Consider the following 22,373-nt stretch of genomic DNA (forward strand, 5'->3'; position numbering starts at 1 on the left):
TTAAAATGTTAGTGAAAGGCCCAAATTATACACTCTGTTTAGGGGGTATGCCGTTGCCGCAGTTGTTTCAGGATCGAAATCTTTTACTTTTGTCCAGGTTAGCAGGTTCTGCCCACTGAAATATAACTGGAGTCTAGTCAACCGGAGTTTTTTACAGATATCATCCGAGAAATTGTAACCGAATTCAAAATTTTTCAACCTGACATAATCGGAGTTTTGTAACCAATAGGTATTATCGTTAGATCGCCAATATTCATTGTACCGATTCCAGGTCCGCGGTTTTGACGCATCAGGGTTTTCCGCTGTCCATCGTCCTTCGATATTTTGTTTGAGATAGTTGCCCGCCTCACCTTGCATTTCATAGTAATTGTTACGAATGGCCCCAGCTGCTCCCTGAAAGAATAAGCTTGTATAAAATCCTTTATAAGATAAGTCAATATTAAATCCACCAGTCAATGTTGGAAGTTCAGTTTTTTCGGATCTCACGCGATCCAAACCGTCTATTTTACCATCTTCATTGACATCTTCAAATACGATATCTCCAGGTCGGGCACCAGCCCAGTGCGGATATGCGTCTACAGCAGCCTGATCTCGAAATATACCTATCGCATTGTAATAGAGCTTGGCATTCATGGGTCTACCCGTTGATTGTTGATAATCAGGGATTCCCGGAGTTTCATCCCAAAAACGAATACGGTTATGATTGGTCGCTATATTTCCATTGACAGCGTAGTGAAAACCATTGACCTGATCAGCATAACCCAGCTGTAACTCAAATCCTTTGTTTGTGACCTCGCCAATATTTTCTTTGGGTAAGGTGAGTCCCGAAGAAGAGGGAACCGAGGCATTTCTGTTCCATAGGATATTGGTTCGGACATTATAAAAATATTCGGCTGTCAGTGTTAGTTTATTGTTTAAAAATTTAGCATCCAGACCAAAATTGGATTGGTTGGCGACTTCCCAAGTTACATTTGGATTAGGTATTCTAAGCTCATTCAAGACTTTATTTTCTTGTGTGCCATTAAAAACATACACATTGGAAGCCCCTGTTAGGAAGCCATAACTTGACATAAATTGATAATCATCTATACGGTCGTTACCTGTTTGACCCCAAGAAGCCCTTAATTTGAGGTCAGAAACCACAGACTTGATCGGTTGCCAGAATGCCTCATTGGATAAGCGCCATCCTCCCGATATTCCCGGAAAAAAACCGAAGCGTTTGTTACTTGGAAACTTATAGGAACCGTCATAACGCCATAAAAATTCCAATAAATATTTGTTGTCAAAGTCATAATTTAGGCGGCCGAAATAATTGAGTCTGGCCTGCATAGCGGATTGGCCGGAGTTATCTTTTTCAGCGTCACCACCAGCAAAAAGTTCTTCGATGGCAGCAGATACATAATATTTTCTGAAAGCGTAAAATTCCATATTATCACCTTTGATTTTTTCCATGCCTAACAAGCCGTTGAAATGGTGCTTTTCACCAAAATTTCGTTCATAACGGACCAGCGCGTTTAAAGTCAAAAGGTTTTTGGTGTCAAAATCTTGTCGGAGTTGCGGTGATGTGAATCCCTTTAGTCCGGCAACTAGTATTGGTGTTCCATTATTATCCACTGTTTTGCCATCCCAATTGTATAATGTCCAAGGTGTCTGCCATAACTTGTCGTTTTGTAAGGTTCTGTCATAAGCGACATTTCCACTGACAGATAAACCTTTAACGCCAGGAATCTCGATTTCCAGATTCGCCCTAGATTCGAGCATCATCGTCTTATTTCGGTCGTAGCCGGTCTGATTAGTCGTAATAACGACAGGGTTATTTCCATATTCTATATCTGGACCGTTTTGCCCGGTGGGCCAATAAGCGTGCATGTTGGGTTTACCCCGCAAGATCATTCCAAAGATATCCGCTGCGGAACGTGTTGGATAGTTTCGGTTGTATTCACGCAATGCAGCGTTAACCCCGTATTTAATATAATCATTGAATTTTCCATTCAGGTTGCTTCTAAAATTGTATTGATTAAACTTGGTTGCTGAATTTTTATAGATAGCATCCTGTTTATCATAGCCACCCGAGATATAATAATTGAGGTATTCCGAACCGCCAGTAATATTTAGCGCTGTTTTATGTTGGGGTGCTGCAGTACGAAATGTTGCCTCAAACCAATCTGTATTGGGATATTTCCAGATATCCGTGCCGGCACGAAATAAGGCCAATTCTTCTTCGCTGTATTTTGGTTTTTGACCAGCATAGAGACCGATTTCATTGAGCATTTGCGCATATTCGGCGGCATCTGCCATTTTTGGAATGACGGTAGGCTGTGACCAGCCTTGGTTATGTGTCAAACTCACTTGTGGTTTACCACTTTTTCCTTTTTTTGTTGTGACCAGAATAACCCCGTTGGCTGCTTGAGAACCATAAATAGCGGCCGATGCATCCTTTAATATCGTCACGCTTTCAATATCCTGAGGATTGAGTCTTTCAATCGATCTGTTGGCGATACCATCGACCACAATTAATGGTGAATTGTCCCCCAAAGTATTGGCTCCACGGATTCGAAGTGTAGAATTGTCACTCCCTGGTTCGCCCGAGGCTGTAGTTGCTACCAAACCTGGCAGGCGGCCCGCAAGCGTATTTGTTACGTTCATCACCGGAGCCCTGTCCAATACATCCCCTTTGACATCGACAATGGAACCTGTGACGGTCGATGCTTTTTGAGTACCATATCCTACGATAACAACTTCTTCCATGGAAGTAACCGTTTGTTGAAGTGTGATTTCGACGCTTTCGTTGGTTGTGACTTTATAATTTACAGCCTGATATCCTACCATACTGACATGAAGTGTAGGACTATTACTGGCTACAGGTAAGGTAAAAGAACCGTCTTCAAGTGTAGAAGTCCTGTTGACGGCACCTACTTCATTTACAGTAGCATTAGGCAATGGTTGGCCCTTTGCGTCCAGGATCTTGCCTTTTATTATTTTTTGCTGGTTTGCGGCAGCCTTATCTTCAACACCCCCCTGCTCCAGCTCTGTACGGGCATCTTTGCTCAGAATAATATTCTTGTCGACTATTTTATAGACAATTTGATACTTGCCCAGTAATTCATTCAGCACAGATTCCAGCGGGGCATTTATAAATTTTACATCAGCTGTCCGTTTTTTGGGCAAGAGCGATTCTTTATACAAGATATTGTATCCGCTCTGTTTCTGGATATCCCTTAGCAAGGTTTCAAGGCTTGCTTTATTTTTTTTGAGATTGATTGTTTGTCCGAAAGAACTAGCATATACACTGAAGCTAGTTGCAAAGAGTAGAGGCACTGCAATAGACAGTTTCATAACCAATGGTTTGAGGATGATGTCCTTCCTAAAATCCATAGGAAAGACAGACCGATTTTTTTTGTATTTTTGCATTCGGTTGATATTTTAAGTTAATATTTGATAAGATGTGTCAACTGTCTCTATGAGACCAGCTTCAGGGGCGGTCGCAACGCTCCTGAAGCCTTTGGTTGTAAAAGATTAGTTTTTTACATATATTTTCCTCCCCGTTAATTCAAAGTGAACACCACCGACAAGTTCGATGGTCTTTAATAATTTTTTGATATCACTATATTTCGATATTGTACCTGAAAATTGGAAATCCTCAAATTGCGATTTGAACTCGACCTGAACATCATACCAGCGGCCGATAATGTCCATAACTTCAACAAGAGGCGTTTTGTAAAAGGCAAAATTTCCATCCTTCCACGCGATAGAATAGAATGGATCAATAGGATCAATGGAAAACTGATTCGATCCGTGTTCAAATGTCGCTTGTTCATTAGGCCGTAGGAATTGATCTGGTATTGTCGTATTTTTAAAATTCAGCTTTACTTTCCCCTCCACCAGGGTGGTTATGATTTTCTTTCCATAGTTCTGTACGTTAAAAGAAGTTCCCAATACTTCTATGGATTGTGAACCTGTATGAATAATAAAAGGAATTCGTTTTCCCAGTTCAATCCGTTTTGCTACATCAAAATAGGCCTCACCAGACAATATTACTTCCCGTTTTGATTTATCAAAGACAACAGGATATTTCAATGAAGTAGATGCATTCAGCCATACCCGTGTACCATCGGGCAATGTAAGATTATATTCACCGCCTCTCGGAGTTACAATACTATTGTAGACAAGTTTATGGGGATCGACGCCGTTCTTTAAATGATAGGAGATCCCTCCGGCTGCGGTTTTGATAATTTCAAAATCACCATGGTCAATAATCGTGTCTCCCTTGATTTTTTCTAAATCAATTCGACGACCATTTTCTAATATAATCTGGGCGCGATCTTTACCTGGAAGGACTGATTCGATTTCCTTGGCAATGCGTTGCTGTTCATTGACCATTGCCCCATTCGATCTTCCCATAAAATAAATAAGTGAACCGGTCCCCACGAATAACAAAAGAGCCGCCGCAGCTATACTTCGCAAAGGAAACTTAGCCGATTTTTCTGCTGGATCCAGCAGTAGCAATTGATGTTTGACACGCTCATCATTTGTGATTTTTTCAAACATATTTTGGTTGCTCGTCCCAGCTAGAGCCTTATTTACTGTTTTTTCTTCAAGCTTTATTTGTTCCCAAGCATCCAAAAAATCATCATCGTCCATATATTTTATAAACTGTTCTAATGATTCCCCTTGGAGTTTCTCTTCGTAATACTGACGGATTAATCTTTTGTAAGCTTCTATTTTTGACATCGATGGATTTCTACATGCTTTAATATCTATTCGCATCAGCCATCGAAATGTACTAGTCGAATAAATAAAATTTTTAAAAATAGAAATAGATGGTAGCAAATAGGGGAAAGCTGCGAATGCAGTATGTTAGCATACCAATAGCAGAATGGTTAGCGTGAATAAGATTTTTTGAAGTCTTAATTTGACAAAACTGCAGGCGGCGGTTAGATGGTTCCTGACTGTATTTCGGGAGATACCAATATGTTCCGCAATTTCCTGATAGCTCTTATCTTCAAACTTATTCATTTGGTAGATCCGTTTCTGTTGGGCGGGAAGCGTATCAATAATTTTTTTGAGCAGCTGTTCACACTCCTTTTGCTCTAATTGTATATGCGCACAGGATGTTGTGTCCATTTGGATGTTTCCGTTATCCATTCTGTATTGTTTCCGGATGACCTCTTTTCGAAAATTAGATATAGCCAATCTTTTGGCGACAACATAGAGAAAAGGAAATATTGCTTCGGCAGATGGAATTTCATTCCGTTTGAGGAATAGCTGAACAAAAACTTCCTGCACAATTTCTTCAGCTTCTGTCGGGGAGGAGGTCAAACGACATACTTTTTCCTGCAAGCCAGGTCTATAGCAATCAAATATTTTTCGAAAAACTCTCCCATCAGCCATCTTAAATCGTTCAAATTCCTCTAATTCAAGTGGAAATCCCTTCAAATTCATTAGTACATAGGTTTTTGTTGGTCTAAAGAAACAAAATTGATATTAAATTTATATAAAAAAGGTATTAATTCAAAATGAAACCTTTCGAAACATAACATGCGCAACCTGACGCCACTATAAAGTAGCATAAGATACGAACGCAAGCTGCGATTTGAAAACCCATTTTATATCGATGAAGCCATTTTTAAGCTTTTTTCGCTCGAAAGATTCGCTAACATGCATTAGAAGCATTGGTCATCAACCAACACCAAATATGATCTCTTATTTAGACTATAGCGATACTACGCCGCTCGGAGATGCATTCCAATTTTTATTTACATGTTATTTTTGGAGATTATTATATGCAAGACCCTAAGCAATTAAAGTTTACTTTCAAAATGATAGGTGCCCGAACCGATTTCTCTTGTCATTTCGGGTAGTATCACTTTTGCCTTGGTGTTCACAGGTATAGTAACCTCAAGTTTCAATAATCCATTTTCTAGTGCCCAAGCTGATCTTACTGGACCATACGGGGTTTCTAATTCTGCGGAGGCGCTTGTTATTTTTCCACCTGGTTTAGGGGCGATAACAATGGATTTATAACCAGGTTCCTCGGCGACCGAATTGATGCCCGCAATCGTTCTGTACATCCAATCTCCAATTGCTCCGTACGCATAGTGGTTGTAGGAGTTCATATCCGGTGTTTGAAAAGAACCATCCGGCTTAATCCCGTCCCATCGTTCCCATATTGTTGTTGCGCCCATTTTAACAGGATAGAGCCATGAAGGATAGCTTTCCTGCATCAAGAGATCGTAAGCCACATCATTATGACCAAATCTGGTCAATACATGGCATAGATAGGGAGTGCCCAAAAATCCTGTTGTGAGGTGATTGCCATAATCACGAATATTCGCTACGAGACGATTTGCCGATGCTGCTCGAAGCTCTTCGGGCAACATATCAAATTGTAGCGCCAAAACGTAAGCCGTTTGTGTTCCAGAAACCAATCGCCCCGTGGGTGTCATGTATTCCTTTACGAAAGCGGATTTAATATTGGCTAACAGTGCTTTATATTTAGCGACATCTTGCTGTTTGCCCAATACATTAGCTGCATTGATCAATAATTGGGTAGAATGCGCATAAAAAGTCTGGGCAATCAAGTATTTGTCTGTAACTGCGGCCCTTCCGTCATTGTCATCATTGGGGCGGTAGAATAACCAGTCACCAAAATGGAAACCTGAGTTCCAAAGGTTATTTTTGGCTACGGAAGATATATAATCTACCCATTTCCGCATACTTTCAAACTGTGTTTCCAACAACTGCCGGTCGCCATAGGCGACATACATATCCCATGGAATAATGGTAGCAACATCTGCCCAACCTGCTGATGCCCCATCGTTTGCTCCTAGTACATTGGGGATTACATGTGGGATTGAACCGTTAGGTAGTTGGTCAGCTTTTACATCCTTGAGCCATTTGGTAAAAAATCCTGCAACATCCATATTGTAAGCAGCTGTATTGGCGAAAGCTTGTGCATCCCCCGTCCAACCTAGACGCTCGTCGCGTTGTGGACAATCCGTTGGTACATCCAAAAAATTCCCTTTTTGTCCCCATTGTATATTATGTTGTAGCTGGTTCAGCAGGCTATTGGAAGTAGCGAATTTTCCTGTGCTCTCCATCGCGGAATACAGCGCGACAGCAGTAAGGTTGTCGGCTGTTAATTCCTCTGGATAGCCTTCGACCTTCACGTACCTGAAACCTTGAAACGTAAAATGAGGTTCAAAGACCTGTTCGGTATTTTCCTTTAAAATATAAATATCCTGTGCCTTAGCAGATCTTAGGTTGGTGGTATAAAAATTGCCTTCTTTTGTAAGTACTTCAGCGTGGCTCAGTGTGATCTTGGTTCCGGCGGCACCTTTGGCTTTGAGCATGACCCATCCCACCAGATTTTGTCCGAAATCCACAACAGTCTCACCTGAAGGTGTTTTAAAAACTTTAAGCGCTTTGAACTGTTCGTGTTTCTTAATAGGCGGACCACTCATTGCGACAAGGTTTTCTGGGCCTTTCTCCATTGTGCCCACGCTACTCCATTTGTTATCCAATTGAAAGCCAATATTATTCCAACCATCTATTTCCATCCGAGCATCATAGATTTCGCCATCATAAATATCCGATGCCATAATCGGTCCATAAGCATATTTCCAGCTTTCATCGGTTTGTATCGTTTCGGTTGTTCCATCTGTGTATTCAATCATAAGCTGCAAGAGCAACCCACGCGTATCGCCATAAAAATTATGTTGATTTCCAAATCCAATCCGCCCTTTATACCAACCGTTTGCAACAGTGAGCCCAAAGACATTAGCACCATTCCTTAATATTGTAGTTACATCATATACTTGATATTGTAAATGATCCTTATAACTGGTCCATCCTGGAGCAAAATAGGTATCACTGATGCGTTGGCCATTGATATGGGCTTCGTACAATCCTTTTGCGGTGACATAGACCATTGCTGATTTAAGTTTTTTATTGATGGCAAATTCCTTTCTGAAAAGAGGACTTCTTGCCGACGTGTCTTTTCCGGCCACTTTGATCCATGTTGCAGTCCATGCCATAGGGCTAATGCCCATTTGAAAGAACGCAGGTTCAGACCATGCAGAAGTATTGCCATGATTGTCTTTTACCCTAACTTGCCAAAAATATCTCTTTCTTGATTGTAGTGCAGCACCCTCATATTTAATTAATACAGACTGATCGCCCATTACTGTCGCTTTCCACACCAAGTCTTTGCCTGCATCCATGGTTGCTTGATGACGGCCAACTCTGATTTCATATGATGATTGTTGTGTATTCCTTATCGGGGAGGTTATTTTCCAACTAAACCGTGGGTTTTCGGTTTCGATTGCCAGAGGGTTTTTAAGGTGTTCTACTTTAAGGTCGATTACACTTAATTTTTGGGCAAAGGTGTTGAAAGCCAGTGTGCATAGGATGCCAAGTGTCACAATTTTCCGAAACAGGTGTTTTATAATTGGTTCCATATTTGAGGATTGATGGTTAGCCGGAGATCCGGAATGATTTACTATTATAAGTATTAAATTTGATATAGGCGTCATGCACTATCCTGTATGCTTTTGATACATAATTATAAAGACCAATTTGGTGAATTTGACCTCCATATTTCCTTTGTTTACCGAGTTTTTATACCCGTTAGCCTAAAGCCAATAGGCCGGGGTACCATTGTGTTGTAGTTTTGAATCAACAAATCAGAACAACAGTTAGTGGTGAGTCATTTAGCTCGTAGCCTGACTATTAGTGAATCATAAGTTTATAAGTTTAGTTTAGTAGCCACGTCGTGAGATGTGGCTTTTTTATGTCTACGAAACGAGTGAATTGGTTCAACCTATAAATCAACCTACTTACACAGCTCCCTAAATGCAAACCGATTGATCAATAATTAATACGATCATCTTAATTACAAACGCGGACTTTATAAAGTTTCAACGTTGGTATATGTAGCGTCTGATTTGGGTTGGTCGCATATATATTAAATGTCCACCAGCTATCTTCGGCTTTTGTATATATCACACGATTTGTTTTTGCATTCCAGTTTACAGATTTTATATGATGTACACCCATTAATGGAGCGAACGGGGTAAATTTTTGATCTTTTATAGAAAAGACAGCGACATTATCTGCAAAAGAAACGAGTAAACGGTTGTTGTCTACCAAAGAAAGATCATGGCCACCCTGTCCTGGAATTTTTATCGTTTTAACAAGTGTTAAGCTATTTTTATCATCAGTTAATTGGTATGTTCGTAGGTCATCATAACCCAGCACAAATAACTGTTGTAGTTCGTTGTTCCAGACGACACCATGTCCGGAATAAAGTGTGTCTTTATAGATCGGTTTCTCCATCCAATCCAAGTGGTAAAGTTCTAAGGAGTTACCCATTGGGTGGGTCGAGTTTGCCACAGCTACCAGCTTTTCGGATAGTAAGTCTGCGGAGTGAGCCATCGGTGTTTTGGCAAAGAACTCGATTTTTTTATCGGCGATATTCAATAAGCAGGTTGCACCTGTCGATGAAGTAATCAGGATCTTTTTGTTGGCGAAAACCGGCTTGCACTCATCTATAGATTTAAAATAATTGCTATATTCCTTCGGTATCTGATCTGCACTTTCTTTGAATTGCCATTTCCAGATTATAGCTGAGCTATCTGATCCAATTGTAGGGTTAATAATAAGTACCTTGTCATCTCCACAAGCTACCCAATAGCCTTTGGAGATTTGAGTTAATTGTTGAGCCCTGCTAAAAAAGGGCATTGCCATGATGAAGCATAGCACTAATGTATGCGTTATTTTAATAGATTTCATCTTACATTCTAATTAAATTCCTATTTAAAGTTAACCACATAAATTTTTGAAAAGAATATACAAATGAAAATAGTTAGCTTTAGCTATGATAGTTGATGACTTAAAAATGAAAGCGAGATATCTTTCGTGCTTGACGCCATATACCGATGATATTGAACTGCTGGAGGCATGTTGGGGTGAGATTTTAACATCGTATTCGGATCAACGAAGGGGCTATCATACCTTGGCACACCTTCAGCACTTTAGTCAGCAGTTGGATTTTTGCAAACATAATTTATCAGATTATCCTACAGTTTATTTGGCCATGATCTATCATGATATTGTATATTTTATGATGGATGGTACAAATGAAGCAAAAAGTGCATTGGTAGCAGTAGATCATTTAGGTAGATTGAATTATCCACCGCACCTGATCGGCAACTGTGTGGAGATGATCCTGGCAACAAAGGCACATGTGGAAAATAGGGACACCACTATAAATTATTTTATTGATGCCGATATGTCGATACTTGGTGCAGACAATGCTTCCTATGCGAGGTATGCTACTGGAATCCGTAAAGAATATGGTGACTCTATTTATTTTGACGCGGGAAGGACGCAAGTTTTGCGGAGTTTCCTAGCGATGGAAAAAATATTTAAAACGGACCTTTTCTATGAAAAATATGAAAAACAGGCCCGCCTCAATATTCAGCGTGAAATCAATGATTTAATCAGATAGCCCTCTATTGGTTAATGCTCGTCGCCTTTGTAGATCCACATGGGTACAGTTTTTCCGGCTCTTTCAAAACCATTCCTTTTATAGAAATCTACAGCTTTCCCGTCCGCTGTAAGCATTTGCATATGAAAATGACCATAGATGTCTTGCATTTTTTGAAGAATAAGCTGACCTATTCCTTTGCCCTGATAATCGGGATGGACTAATAGGTGCGGGTAATAAACGACAAGATGGCCATCTGAAATTGCATTTCCCAGACCCACCAATGTCTCTTCTCTCCATGCGGAGATCAATGTATGCGAATTCATCAGTGCTTGATACAATTCACTTGGTTTGTTCGCGGCGCTCCATCCGTTAGCCCGGTATAATTTTAAAATATCATCAATTTTGATGTTGCGTGTATTTGAAATTGTTATGTTCATTTATTATAATCAATCTTTATTTATATTTTGTCGGTCCATGTTACTTTTACGGCCGGTAAATTAGGAAATTCAAGGCGTCGGTCGAAGGCCAGGATAAATCCGTTTTTTTAGATAGAATCCGAGTGGTGATCGATAAGAGCTACCGGCTTTTGAAATATTGCTTCAAAAAGTTTAGCTTGTCGCATATTTTTTCACCTTCCAATCCTGTCATTCACAGCGTTCTCCTGTATGCTAGTTTAAAGGTAATAGGCAAGAGTGGTATTGTACTGTAGTTTTGAATCAACAAATAAGAATAGATAAACTACTACGACATAATACAAACATTTTGAAAACACTAGTAATAACACTCTTCGCAGCAGCTTTTGCCATAGTTTCTGCATTCGTAATGGTAGTCGAATGTTTTAGTCCGCTATTAGTGTTCCATCCTGACGTAAAATTCTCCGGTTATTTTTTTCAACAATAAGGGTAATGTCCGGCGCATTTTTCTCTCCAATAATATTTCGATATATCTTGTAGGTATAAATACCATTCTTAAAGGTAATGACATGATTGCCTCCGCTTCCTTCAAAGTCCACTTTACCGGTGTTTAAGATGAGATCAGGTGGAGCATTTTCTTTTTTGCCAATTTTCCAGGAAGCATATCTATAGTTTCCATTAGTTAGTTCATCTATTCTGATGAGATATGTTTCTGTTTTTAGCCTGTATACAGGATTTTTGAATGGCTTTAGGGAACTATGTACATGTTCTTTTTGTTGGTGAATAAGTGCTTGTCTTAATTTTTTTTCAACAGTGCTCTGATAGTTTATCGCGGTGATCTTTCCGTTGTCGCTATCTATCCATACTATGCCATTATCGAGCATAATTCCTCGCCAGCCAACTTCTGTCCATTGTTCAGGTTTCGAATGTGCGATCAGATCTACCAGCGTCTGGTCAAAGACTTCACGAAACCGTTGTTTGAATTCTTTTGGGTTTTTAATATCCGGAATGGGGTTTTCCCGTTTCAAAGGATAGTTTACAATCGTCGAAATATCATCTATATTCTTTTGTTTAAATAATGAGATAATACTGCTGATTCTGACTTTTTTTGAAGCATTAATTTCGGATTTCTGTGCATAGCCAAAGCTATAAATCAACAAGGTCACAATTAAAAAGCTAAATTTCATCTGTTGTTTTGTCATCCGCTCTGTCTTTTACCTATTAAATTACTAAAATTATATGGATAATGATCAAATATGATTTCCGTCTTCTACGGTTTCTATAGCTTCGTTTTTTACATTTGATAGATCATTGGTAATTGCAGCGATTGAAGATATTCATCTAATCGCCATTAAGGAAGAAATATTCGTTGTAAAGGTATAAGGTGTTGATGCAGAGTGTTAAGTGGATTTTATGTTTCGAATATAATTTACCGGATTTTATAATATTATACTTAAATTTATATCATATATCAGCGAAAGTCTTTTATTTATCGCATGTTATTTTGGACAAAAACTAATTATAATGAAGAATTTTTTCAATACAATTGCTGGCCAACCTGCAGATAGTTGGATGAGTTTACCTTTTTTTATTCGGGCTTTTTCTTATTATTTTATGCTTTCGGGCGTAGTAGTCCTAATAATTGCAATAAGTCAACTATTTGGAGTGAAAGCGACAATCAGTATTTATGGTCTTGAAAGCAAATCTCTACTTACAATAACAGGCGTTGTAACGATTATTGTTTATGCCTTTAAATTTTTAGTTGCCTGGGGATTTTATAAGGGTATGGAGTGGGCAAAGACTTTGGCTCATATTGATGCGGTGATCGGTATCCTGATTTGTATTTTTATGATCTTTGGCCTGATCTATTTTGATCAATCAATTTTCCCACGCAAAATTTCATTTGATTTATTTTTTCTAATACCCTATTTGATTATTCTGAAGCAGAATAGTAGAAAAGGGAACGCGATAGTTATTTCATGATGGAATGAAATAGTTGCATCACCACCGAACCGTGCTTTCAAAACAAATAAGAGTTCCTCGTATGTGAGAAATACAAGGATCAAATGATGTTTGTAATATTCATTTAGGATGTTTTGCTTACCTGTTCTCGAAATATTTTGTCCCGTTTAAGATTGGATCAACAGGTTTTATTTATTCCGTAAATGACAACATCTAAATTATCCTTGTCAATTTTATTTTCGACCAATTTAAAGCCGAGGCGCTCCAGAAGTTTTTTGGAAGGAATATTTTCTTGATGTGTATACGCTTCGATATATTCAAATCCTGCTTCAGTAAAGGCATAATCTAGCATGGCCTTTACAGCCTCGCTCATGAGTCCTTTACCTTGGAATTGCGGAAGTAATTCGTAACCTAATTCAGCATATTTTTTACTCCAGTCAATATTCCATAAGGTTATAGCTCCCACAAAGTCATTTCCATTTATTGTTTTAATCGTAAAATAGAATTTATTTTTTCTGACCATCTCAATAAACAATCTTATGTCGTCAAGACTTTTAGTGATATCTCTTTCTATGTATTGAGCGACCTGCGGATCGGTTCGGAGAACATACATATCTTGCAAGTCTGCCAGTTCGACAGGCTTCAATATTAATTGATCTGTTGCGATTAAAGTTTCCATGTGAGATCTCAATTTTTATACGTTGGTTAGGAAAAGTAAGAATTAATTGATCGTAACCAAATTTCTTTTATTTGATTGTTTGTTCCCCTTATAAGTAAAATTAGATAATTGAGTTTAATATTCCATAATTTTTTCTGAAATCAGCAAAACCGTTTTAGTTTTTTTATATTTGTTTTATTCAATCCTATGGATGTATCAATAATAAATAAAGTTGAGCTGAGCTAGGGCCTCAATTTGTTGAAATGCCAGTATGAATCTTTCCTGGTTTTTAATAAGAATGTATTGTATACGACATAAGAGAGAGGGTAACCAAATACGATAAAGCTATAGCATTTTTACTTTTCAACAAAAGGGATAGTTTCTGCTTTTTGCCATTAGGATATGGGGAAAGACCAAGTTTTGGGAATCTATTTTTATATTTCACTTGAGTGGCAATGTATAAACCGGGATATGATCATATGGAAGAGAAGGAGATTCTGTCGGCCCTGCGTTCGGGCTGCCAATCTGCTTTTCGACAAATTTACAGTTTGTACAGTGGTCGTATTTACCTCAATATTTGTAAAATGGTCAAATCCGAACAGGATGCAGCAGAGCTTTTGCAAGAAGTATTTATCAAAGTATGGGATAAACGGGAGCTGATCGATGTCGAACAATCCTTTAGGTCTTATTTGTTTCAGATTGCCAAATACACAGTATATAATTTTATCCGTAAAAATAACCTAGAGAAACAGATTCAAGCCTACCTTAGCCGCCACAATACGCAGCTCTATACCCATGTAGAAGAACAATTAGACGAAAAACAAGACGAACAATGGCTGTACCAAACGATTGAACAGCTTCCACCTCAACGAAGACTGATCTATAGACTTTGTAAAATCGAAGGCAAAAGCTACGCAGAAGTGAGTAGCTTGTTAAGGATATCCACTTCCACCATCAATGACCATATTGTAAAAGCTACAAAGTATATCAAAGAAAGACACAGTGTTGTGAATAAGTCAACGCTATTAATAGTCTCCTTTATACTTCTCCAACAATAGTAATCGCAATTATTTTCTTAAGGCTGAAAAAAAGTAAAATAAAATTACCCTCAGAGCAGATGATCCTTGCTTTTGAAGTGTATTAGCTAAAAAGAAGATAACCAATTGTGGAAAAGAAATTACTTCAATATACTTTAAGACGGTATATACGGGGAGAGCTCAGTGAAGAAAATTCTCGTGCTTTTCTATCTTATATAAAATCTGGTGAAGATCCGGTATTGCTACATGAACTGATACAAGAAGTTTTAGATGATCCTATCGATCAGGACTTGCTTCGGGATCCTGAATTATTAACAGTATTGGATAACACATGGGAGCAATTACATCTTCAGATAAATAAACCGAAAATGCGATCGTTGTGGTCCTGGAAACGTATCAGTGCAGCTGCGGCAATGGTCATTGGGGTATTATTTGCCGGTTGGTGGATTTTTTATGGCGCCGGCAATACGGTATCCCAGCAAGTTACACCAGAGCCCATATCGCCCGGAAAGCAATCTGCAACTTTAACACTAGCCAATGGTAAACAGATTCATCTGCAGGAAACTGTAGATGGACAGATTTTGAATGAAATGGGTATCAAAATATCTAAAAGTAATGACGGACAGCTAATCTACGAGGTTGGGAAAAATATTGGTAATGATACAGGCCATCATACATTATCAACAACACAAGGCGAAACTTATCGCATTAAGCTACCCGATGGTACGCACGTGTGGCTCAACGCTGCTTCAGCCCTTAAATATCCAATGCGTTTTGCCCTTCAGGGAAATAGAGAAGTGGAATTGACAGGGGAGGCCTATTTTGAAGTCGCAAAGGATCCTCAACATCCCTTTGTGGTACAGAGTGCTGGGCAAAAGATCGAAGTGTTGGGTACCCACTTTAATGTCAATAGCTATGCTGATGAGCCAGAGCTGCGAACCACTTTGTTGGAAGGCCGTGTCCAAGTCTCTTCCCCTAATAATCAAAAACTACGATTGCTTCCGGGACAACAGTCCAGCCTCACAGCCAATGGGATGCTAAAATTGCAACAAGTGGATACTGCACCCATCGTCGCCTGGACTAATCATGAATTTATGTTTGACGATGATGATATTGAAAGTGTTATGCGTAAGATAGCACGTTGGTATAAAGTCGATGTCATCTATCAAGGCAAAAAAACGACAGAGAAGTTCGGTGGCGGAATTTCCCGTTTTGACGATGTCAAGCAAGTCTTAAATCTACTGGAAAAAACGGGGGCGGTCCATTTTCGAATTGAAGGTAAAACCCTGTATGTCCTTCCATAATTGTTCGCTAAATATTCAATTATAACTCATACCCTAAAAAAAATATGATGAAAAAGTATAAACAAATCGAATAGCAATCGCAGTGGAAAAGAAAGCAACCAAGATCCCGGAGGACTCGGTTGCTGTTTGGGACAATTAATTTTTAACTATCCAATCTGCAGTATGTTTCTGTTTTGGACGACTCGAATATACTGCGAATCAAACCTTGCAAATGTATCAAAATTATATCAGAAACAAGGAAATAGCTTATCTGCTATTCCGTAAACTATGGCTTATTATGCGATTGACGACCATAATTATCTTGGTTACTTTAATGCAGGTTAGCGCTTCAACCTTCGCACAAAAGGTAACATTGGAATACACCAATATGAGCCTTAAAAAAATATTCAAGGATCTAAAGTCACAGACCGGGTACAATTTTCTTTACACAGAAAGGCAAATGTCAACGGCTAAATCCGTGAATATAAAAGTGAAGGACCGGATGTTGTCTGATGTGCTGGCGCAGATCTTTCAAGATCAGCCGCTGTCGTATCATCTGGACAATAAGACGGTCGTCATCCGTGACCGGCCCCAAGCAACGACGATCCTGTCAACAGCGGCATCCGTAGTGAGACCAAATCAGGAAACGATCAAAGGGCGGGTCACCAATGAACGAGGCGAAGCCCTTGCAAACGTTTCCGTGCGTGTCAAAGGGAATGAATCTGCTGGGACCTCTACTGCTACGGATGGAAGTTTTACAATCCGTAACCTTTCTCCAGGATCGACACTTGTTTTTTCTTCCGTGGGCTATGATCAGCAGAGCGTGGAACTGGCTTCTATGCGTACCGAAGAGTTGGCGCAGTTACATGTAGTAATGAAAAATAGCAATAGCCAGTTAGAAGAGGTCATTGTAATCGGATATGGTACGACGACACGGCAGCGCCTTGTCGGTGCTGTCGACCAGATCGGCGCGAAAACCTTCCAGGATCGACCGGTCGGCAATGTGACACAGGCCCTTCAAGGTGCTTCACCAAGTTTGACCATTCAGCAGAAAAGTATGGATCCCAATGATAATTCGATGAACATCAACATTCGGGGGATTTCCACTGTAAATAGCAATGCACCTCTTGTGGTGATTGATGGAATCATTACCGAGGGTGGGACCCTGAACAAGATCAATCCAGACGATATCGAGACGGTATCAGTACTCAAAGACGCCGGATCCACAGCTATTTATGGTTCGCGTTCGGCCAATGGTGTCATCCTTGTAACGACAAAAAAAGGACGCCAAAATCAGAAACCTACAGTTGCTATTGGAACCCAATGGGGAGTGCAACAACCAAAGATCTTGTTTTCTCCTGTTGCTGGTTATGAAAATGCGACTTTGCGCAATCTTGCACTTACCAACTCTGGGATGGATCCACAGTTTTCACCCGCGGCAATTGCCGACCTGTATGCACATCAGGATATCGAACAATGGAACTTACCGGAGATCATGAAAAATTCGTTTCAGCAGAAATATAATGTCAGCGTCAGCGGTGGTGGTGATAAAAGCTCCTATTTATTTTCAGGCGGTTTTTATAATCAACCCAGCAATTTTGTGGGACAGGATTTCGGGATAAAACGGTATAATTTGCGGACAAACCTCAGTACCGAGATCGGACGTTTTAAACTGACCTCGATTTTAGCTTACACACGCAACAACAATATGAGCAATACGGCGGGAAGTGCCATTATTAATGCCTCCCGTCTGCCTTCGTATTATTACTATCGGATGCGGGCCGACAATGGAAAATACCTGGTCAATAACGCCCTGACAGATCAAAATCCATTGGCGGAACTGAATGAAGGTGGTTATGTCAAAAATGACAATGATTATTTTAATATCAACCTGAATCTTGAGGCAAAACTGTTCGACGGTTTAAAACTACGCGGTATTTTTGGAGCAGATATCTATGCTGATCACCGCTTTATCCGGCGGATCCAAGTGCCCTTATATTCCAGTCCGGATGCGTTACAACCCCAGGTATATGTCAATTCAGATCGCAATACGGAGGATTTTAATGAAAAAGCCTCGTTGTTGAATTTCCAGTTGCTGCTGGATTATGATAAGACATTTGGTAGCCATCACGTTTCAGGCTTGATCGGGGCATCGAACGAGTCCTATACACGTAGACAGAATGAACTTAAAATGAAATTTACTGATCCCGTATTGGGCACACCGACTACTGGAACGATTATCGATCCCGTCAGCGCCCGAGTCACACCGAATGGGACTTTACAAAACAGTATTAATTCGATTTTCGGTCGTGCTGGATATGATTTTGAAAGTAAATATTTCGCCGAATTCAGCTTTCGTTACGATGGTTCCTCCAAGTTCTCAAAAGCAAATCGCTGGGGCTTTTTTCCCTCGGGATCACTTGGATGGCGGGCGTCGGATGAACTCTTTATGGATTGGTATAAGGAACATGTTGGTAGCCTCAAGATTCGATCAACCTATGGCGTATTGGGAAATCAGGCTGTAGATGATTATTCCTATTACTTTACGTATGAGTCTTATCCAAACAGCTATGGATTTAACAATAATCCTGTAGCCGCAGCGGGATTTAATTATGCCAGCTTGGATTTACGTTGGGAGAAAACCTATAACTTCAATATCGGTTTGGATGCAACCTTTTTCCACGATAAGCTGACTGCAAGTTTTGACTATTTTAAAAAGCGAACAGTAGATATCCTGATGTCACCACAGATCCCTTCCGCATTCGGAACTTCATTAAAAAACCAGAATTTAGGTGAAATGAACAACGAAGGTTGGGAGATCAATCTGACTTATCAAGCTAAAACAGGCGAATTTCAGCATCAAATCAATGCCAATATGGGCGATAGCCACAATAAGATCATTGCGATGCCAGGAGATGATCGGATTTCAACAGTAGATAATATTACGAAATTGACACGCGTTGGTTTACCGTACAACTCCTATTATGGTTACAAGATGGCAGGACTCTTCCAGAATATCACCGATATAGAGACATCAGCCTTACCAAGCGGCATCACGGCGGCAGATTTACGTCCTGGGGATGTCAAGTATGTCGATCGGAATAACGATGGAATCATCGATGCGCGGGACCGGTTTGTCCTAGGCAATGGCTTCCCTCGATTTACATTCGGACTGACTTATAATCTAAGCTATAAGGATTTTGACTTTAGTATGTTTTGGCAGGGGGTAGGTAAACGGGACATGATGATCCGCGGTGAACTGATTGAGCCCTTCCACCAGAATTATTCGTACGCTATTTATCAGCATCAACTTGATTATTGGACGCCTACAAATATTGATGGGCAATGGCCGCGACTTACGGCAAATGGATCTACAGCATCGACCAACAATTTTAGTAAAGATTCTGATCTCTATCTTTTCAACGGGAAGTATGCACGTCTGAAAAATTTACAGATTGGATACAGTCTTCCAAAAGGTGTTGTTGCTAAATTGGGGCTACAGCGGGTTCGTTTTTTTGTCAATGCCCAAAACTTGCTGACTTTAAGCAAAAACTCATGGATAGACCCTGAGTCCTCCGAATTTGACGCTAACATGGGTGGGTCTGCCAATAGTGCCCGTAATTATCCAACATTGAAATATTATGGTGGCGGACTAAATATTCAATTCTAATTTTTGATGTGATGAAACGATATAAACTACTTATAGGAGGCTTGAGTTTAATGGCTGTTGTCCATTTAACTTCCTGCAATAAATTGGATACGCTGCCAACGGATAGATTTACCGATGAAAATTTTTGGAATTATCCTGAAAATGCGGAAAAAATGGTCAATATGGCCTATAATCAGCTATTTTCAGCAGATCGGTTGTGGAATGATGAAGCGCTCAGTGATAATATTTTTGAGGGCCGGTCTAATACAGATCAACGTGCCATCCGTAATGGGACTGCCGACCCTACCTTAGGACGTTTTGCTTCCGAATGGTCCGATCTCTATGGGGGGATCAAAACCTGTCATGTGTATCTGGAAAATATAGACCGCGTACCCGGAATGGATGCTGCACTAAAAAAACGTAGGATTGCCGAGGTACGGTTTATACGCGCTTCCCTCTACTTCAGACTGGTCAATTTCTACGGTGATATCCCATTCTTTACAAAAGATATATCCCTAGAAGAGTCTAAAACCGTGCCGAGGACAGCGAAAGCGACTGTTATCGCATTTATCCATGAGGAATTGGATGCCTGTATGGCAGATCTACCAAGCAAAGATGCTTTGACCGCCGACGATAGAGGCCGGATTACAAAAGGCGCGGCTTCAGCTTTTCAGGCACGAGCTTATCTCTATGAGAGCAATTGGAACAAAGTCATCGAGTACTGTGAAAATCTGATCAAGAAGCAAGCGGAATTTGGTACATATGCACTGTTCGAAAGTTATCCCGAATTGTTTACAGCAGCTAAAGAGTACAATTCGGAAGTCATTTTGGACTATGCGTATGTTCCACAATTGAAAACCTGGAGTAAACTCTATGATGCTGCACCAATCTCAGCACAAGCGCGTCTAAATGGTTATGCACCCTTGCAGAGCCTCGTTGATAATTATATCACCCTAGATGGCAATACGATCGCTACAGATCCTAATTACAACAGTGATGATCCTTATGTTAACCGGGATCCACGCATGGCAGCTACGATCGTTTTCCATGGTGGTCAATGGACTGACTTTGACGGGACTGTGCGTAAGATTTTTATCAAACCTGGTTCGGGTGGAACAGACAAAGAGCGCCTTGATGAATACCAGGGAGCAAGTGCCAATGCATCAGCAACAGGGTATTATGTCAAGAAATATTATGATGTAACAGCCACCGTAAAATACGATGCGGGACTGAATATTATTATGCTCAGATATGCAGATATCTTACTGATGTATGCCGAAGCCAAAGAGGCACTGGGTCAGCTTGATGCTGCGGTATGGGATATTACCATCAAACCTATCCGTAAACGGGCTGGTTTTGAAGCCGCAAAAGCGCTGGATTTTCCGACATCCGGTGATCTGAAAACAATTGTTCGAAATGAACGGCGGAGCGAACTTGCGTTAGAAGGCTTACGTTACTATGATATTGTGCGCTGGAAAGCCGGTAAAACCTACCTAGATGGCCAGGTATTTGGAGCTAAATATGGCAGCAACAACAGTTATATCAAATTGGATATTCGACGATTTGACGAGAGCCGGGATTACTTATGGTCAGTGCCAAGGACTCAGATTGATCTGAATAAAAATCTACTGCCCAATAACCAAGGCTATTCAAATTAAAAATTTAATTGAAACAAATAGTTATAAACGCTACAAAAAAGGTACGTTTTGAATCACTAAATTAATGATAAAGACATGAAATGGTATGTTAAAATTATAACATTGATCGTATTGATTGGAGGGATTGCTTCCTGCAAAAAAGACGATATGAAATATTCGGATGCAGACGTATCCGCTGTGGAGAATTTATATGCGCCTGCGGATGGGAAAGCTGTCAAATTATTGAGCTCCAGTTCTGCTGCTCTGTATTTTGAATGGGAGTCCGCGTTGGTTGCTGATGGGGGGGCAGCTCAATATGAGGTTGTTTTTGATAAGGTGGATGGCGATTTTAGCAAGCCCCTTTATAGCGTTACATCGGATAATAACGGAAATTCAAACGGAGCAAACATCAGCCACAAAATATTGAATCAGGTAGCTGCACGAGCGGGGATCGAACCTGGCACAAGTGGTGATGTCAGTTGGTCTGTATATTCCATTAGAGGGATGAGGCGGGTACTGAGTAAAGTAAAAAAAGTATTGACTATCAAATCCTTGGAAGGGTTTGCAGATATTCCAGATGAATTGTTTATCACGGGCGAAGGAACTGAAAATAGTACAGACATTGCGCAAGCATTGCCGTTTAAGCTTGTTGGCAACGGTGAGTATGAGATTTTTACTAAATTGGAGGCAGGCAAAAAATATACATTTACGGACCGCAGATCAGCGGACGGACGTATATTCTATTCCGAAGATCAAACAAAATTAAAGGAAAGTGAAACAGGAAGCAACACCGTGACCAAAACAGCCGTATACCGTATTAGAATTGATTTCAATGTTGCGACAATCACCTATACCGCGATCAAAAGCATGGGCGTCTATTTCTCCCCTTCGGGAGCAGTAGTACTCGATCTGCCTTACCAAGGGAAGGGGATCTGGTCGGCGACAGGTGTCATCAACTTTAAACAGGAAAGCTGGGGCCGCGACCAACGCTATAAGTTCCAGATGGAAACCATCAAGGCCGGGAAAGCGGAGACCGTGCAGCTAGGCACCCAAAAAGGTACTGATGTGCCACCTAATGGTACTGATCCGGCATACTTCTTTGTCCGCATCCTGCCGAATCTTTCGCAATGGGATGACAAATGGAAATTTGTAGATGCCGTGGATGGACATCCAACAAAAATCTCGATGATTTTACAGGGAGACAAAGATTATACACATGCGGTTGTTCCAAATTAAAGTTGG

The 22,373-nt window shown here is 40.2% G+C and carries 15 protein-coding genes; 7 read left to right on the top strand and 8 right to left on the bottom strand.

Annotated elements, in window-relative coordinates:
- The 5 genes from B4A24_RS23030 to B4A24_RS23050 all read right to left on the bottom strand — a co-directional run bounded on the left by B4A24_RS23030 (window position 1) and on the right by B4A24_RS23050 (window position 9,792).
- Window positions 1–3,411, bottom strand: a complete 3,411-nt coding sequence (locus B4A24_RS23030) for a TonB-dependent receptor (protein WP_293947299.1) — start codon at window positions 3,409–3,411, stop codon at window positions 1–3.
- 105 nt (window positions 3,412–3,516) lie between these two features.
- Window positions 3,517–4,731 carry a FecR family protein gene (locus B4A24_RS23035; RefSeq protein ID WP_293947300.1) on the bottom strand — a complete coding sequence of 405 codons (1,215 nt, stop codon included), beginning with the start codon at window positions 4,729–4,731 and terminating at the stop codon, window positions 3,517–3,519.
- A 126-nt stretch (window positions 4,732–4,857) separates the two neighbouring features.
- On the bottom strand, window positions 4,858–5,442 hold the full coding sequence (locus B4A24_RS23040) for an RNA polymerase sigma factor (RefSeq protein WP_293947301.1): 585 nt from the start codon (window positions 5,440–5,442) through the stop codon (window positions 4,858–4,860).
- 359 nt (window positions 5,443–5,801) lie between these two features.
- Window positions 5,802–8,459: a glycoside hydrolase family 78 protein gene (locus B4A24_RS23045; protein WP_293947302.1), complete on the bottom strand. Its 2,658-nt coding sequence runs from the start codon at window positions 8,457–8,459 to the stop codon at window positions 5,802–5,804.
- 430 nt (window positions 8,460–8,889) lie between these two features.
- Window positions 8,890–9,792, bottom strand: coding sequence for a DUF6528 family protein (locus tag B4A24_RS23050; protein WP_293947303.1), 903 nt, complete (start codon window positions 9,790–9,792; stop codon window positions 8,890–8,892).
- Between the two features lie 106 nt (window positions 9,793–9,898).
- On the opposite strand from B4A24_RS23050, the gene B4A24_RS23055 reads away from it, so the two are divergent.
- Window positions 9,899–10,510, top strand: a complete 612-nt coding sequence (locus B4A24_RS23055; protein ID WP_293947304.1) for a hypothetical protein — start codon at window positions 9,899–9,901, stop codon at window positions 10,508–10,510.
- 11 nt (window positions 10,511–10,521) lie between these two features.
- Here the strand turns inward: B4A24_RS23055 and B4A24_RS23060 are convergent, their stop codons facing one another.
- Window positions 10,522–10,929, bottom strand: coding sequence for a GNAT family N-acetyltransferase (locus B4A24_RS23060; protein ID WP_293947306.1), 408 nt, complete (start codon window positions 10,927–10,929; stop codon window positions 10,522–10,524).
- A gap of 401 nt (window positions 10,930–11,330) precedes the next feature.
- On the bottom strand, window positions 11,331–12,107 hold the full coding sequence (locus tag B4A24_RS23065) for a hypothetical protein (RefSeq protein ID WP_293947307.1): 777 nt from the start codon (window positions 12,105–12,107) through the stop codon (window positions 11,331–11,333).
- 322 nt (window positions 12,108–12,429) lie between these two features.
- Here B4A24_RS23065 and B4A24_RS23070 point away from each other — a divergent pair, with 322 nt between their 5' ends.
- Window positions 12,430–12,888, top strand: coding sequence for a hypothetical protein (locus tag B4A24_RS23070; protein WP_293947308.1), 459 nt, complete (start codon window positions 12,430–12,432; stop codon window positions 12,886–12,888).
- A 157-nt stretch (window positions 12,889–13,045) separates the two neighbouring features.
- Here B4A24_RS23070 and B4A24_RS23075 read toward each other — a convergent pair whose 3' ends face one another.
- The gene (locus B4A24_RS23075) at window positions 13,046–13,546 is read right to left on the bottom strand and encodes a GNAT family N-acetyltransferase (protein WP_293947309.1); all 501 of its coding nucleotides are present in this window, start codon (window positions 13,544–13,546) and stop codon (window positions 13,046–13,048) included.
- 458 nt (window positions 13,547–14,004) lie between these two features.
- On the opposite strand from B4A24_RS23075, the gene B4A24_RS23080 reads away from it, so the two are divergent.
- The 5 genes from B4A24_RS23080 to B4A24_RS23100 all read left to right on the top strand — a co-directional run bounded on the left by B4A24_RS23080 (window position 14,005) and on the right by B4A24_RS23100 (window position 22,367).
- Complete coding sequence (locus B4A24_RS23080) at window positions 14,005–14,583, top strand: RNA polymerase sigma factor (RefSeq protein ID WP_293947310.1); 579 nt, start codon at window positions 14,005–14,007, stop codon at window positions 14,581–14,583.
- A 107-nt stretch (window positions 14,584–14,690) separates the two neighbouring features.
- Window positions 14,691–15,866, top strand: a complete 1,176-nt coding sequence (locus B4A24_RS23085) for a FecR family protein (RefSeq protein WP_293947311.1) — start codon at window positions 14,691–14,693, stop codon at window positions 15,864–15,866.
- Between the two features lie 211 nt (window positions 15,867–16,077).
- Window positions 16,078–19,515: a TonB-dependent receptor gene (locus B4A24_RS23090; RefSeq protein WP_293947312.1), complete on the top strand. Its 3,438-nt coding sequence runs from the start codon at window positions 16,078–16,080 to the stop codon at window positions 19,513–19,515.
- Between the two features lie 11 nt (window positions 19,516–19,526).
- Entirely contained in the window at window positions 19,527–21,152 is a 1,626-nt protein-coding gene (locus tag B4A24_RS23095; RefSeq protein ID WP_293947313.1) for a RagB/SusD family nutrient uptake outer membrane protein, read from the top strand.
- Window positions 21,153–21,227: 75 nt separating this feature from the next.
- Window positions 21,228–22,367, top strand: coding sequence for a SusE domain-containing protein (locus B4A24_RS23100; RefSeq protein WP_293947314.1), 1,140 nt, complete (start codon window positions 21,228–21,230; stop codon window positions 22,365–22,367).
- The last annotated feature ends 6 nt before the right edge of the window (window positions 22,368–22,373 follow it).

The organism is Sphingobacterium sp. UBA7249 (assembly GCF_002472835.1).
In the GTDB taxonomy this organism is placed as follows: Bacteria; Bacteroidota; Bacteroidia; order Sphingobacteriales; family Sphingobacteriaceae; genus Sphingobacterium; species Sphingobacterium prati.

Bases quoted from the DNA above. Each gene is read 5' to 3' on its own strand.
- B4A24_RS23030 (WP_293947299.1), bottom strand. From the start codon at position 3,411: ATGCAAAAATACAAAAAAAATCGGTCTGTCTTTCCTATGGATTTTAGG.
- B4A24_RS23035 (WP_293947300.1), bottom strand. From the start codon at position 4,731: ATGTCAAAAATAGAAGCTTACAAAAGATTAATCCGTCAGTATTACGAA.
- B4A24_RS23040 (WP_293947301.1), bottom strand. From the start codon at position 5,442: ATGAATTTGAAGGGATTTCCACTTGAATTAGAGGAATTTGAACGATTT.
- B4A24_RS23045 (WP_293947302.1), bottom strand. From the start codon at position 8,459: ATGGAACCAATTATAAAACACCTGTTTCGGAAAATTGTGACACTTGGC.
- B4A24_RS23050 (WP_293947303.1), bottom strand. From the start codon at position 9,792: ATGAAATCTATTAAAATAACGCATACATTAGTGCTATGCTTCATCATG.
- B4A24_RS23055 (WP_293947304.1), top strand. From the start codon at position 9,899: ATGAAAGCGAGATATCTTTCGTGCTTGACGCCATATACCGATGATATT.
- B4A24_RS23060 (WP_293947306.1), bottom strand. From the start codon at position 10,929: ATGAACATAACAATTTCAAATACACGCAACATCAAAATTGATGATATT.
- B4A24_RS23065 (WP_293947307.1), bottom strand. From the start codon at position 12,107: ATGACAAAACAACAGATGAAATTTAGCTTTTTAATTGTGACCTTGTTG.
- B4A24_RS23070 (WP_293947308.1), top strand. From the start codon at position 12,430: ATGAAGAATTTTTTCAATACAATTGCTGGCCAACCTGCAGATAGTTGG.
- B4A24_RS23075 (WP_293947309.1), bottom strand. From the start codon at position 13,546: ATGGAAACTTTAATCGCAACAGATCAATTAATATTGAAGCCTGTCGAA.
- B4A24_RS23080 (WP_293947310.1), top strand. From the start codon at position 14,005: ATGGAAGAGAAGGAGATTCTGTCGGCCCTGCGTTCGGGCTGCCAATCT.
- B4A24_RS23090 (WP_293947312.1), top strand. From the start codon at position 16,078: ATGTATCAAAATTATATCAGAAACAAGGAAATAGCTTATCTGCTATTC.
- B4A24_RS23095 (WP_293947313.1), top strand. From the start codon at position 19,527: ATGAAACGATATAAACTACTTATAGGAGGCTTGAGTTTAATGGCTGTT.
- B4A24_RS23100 (WP_293947314.1), top strand. From the start codon at position 21,228: ATGAAATGGTATGTTAAAATTATAACATTGATCGTATTGATTGGAGGG.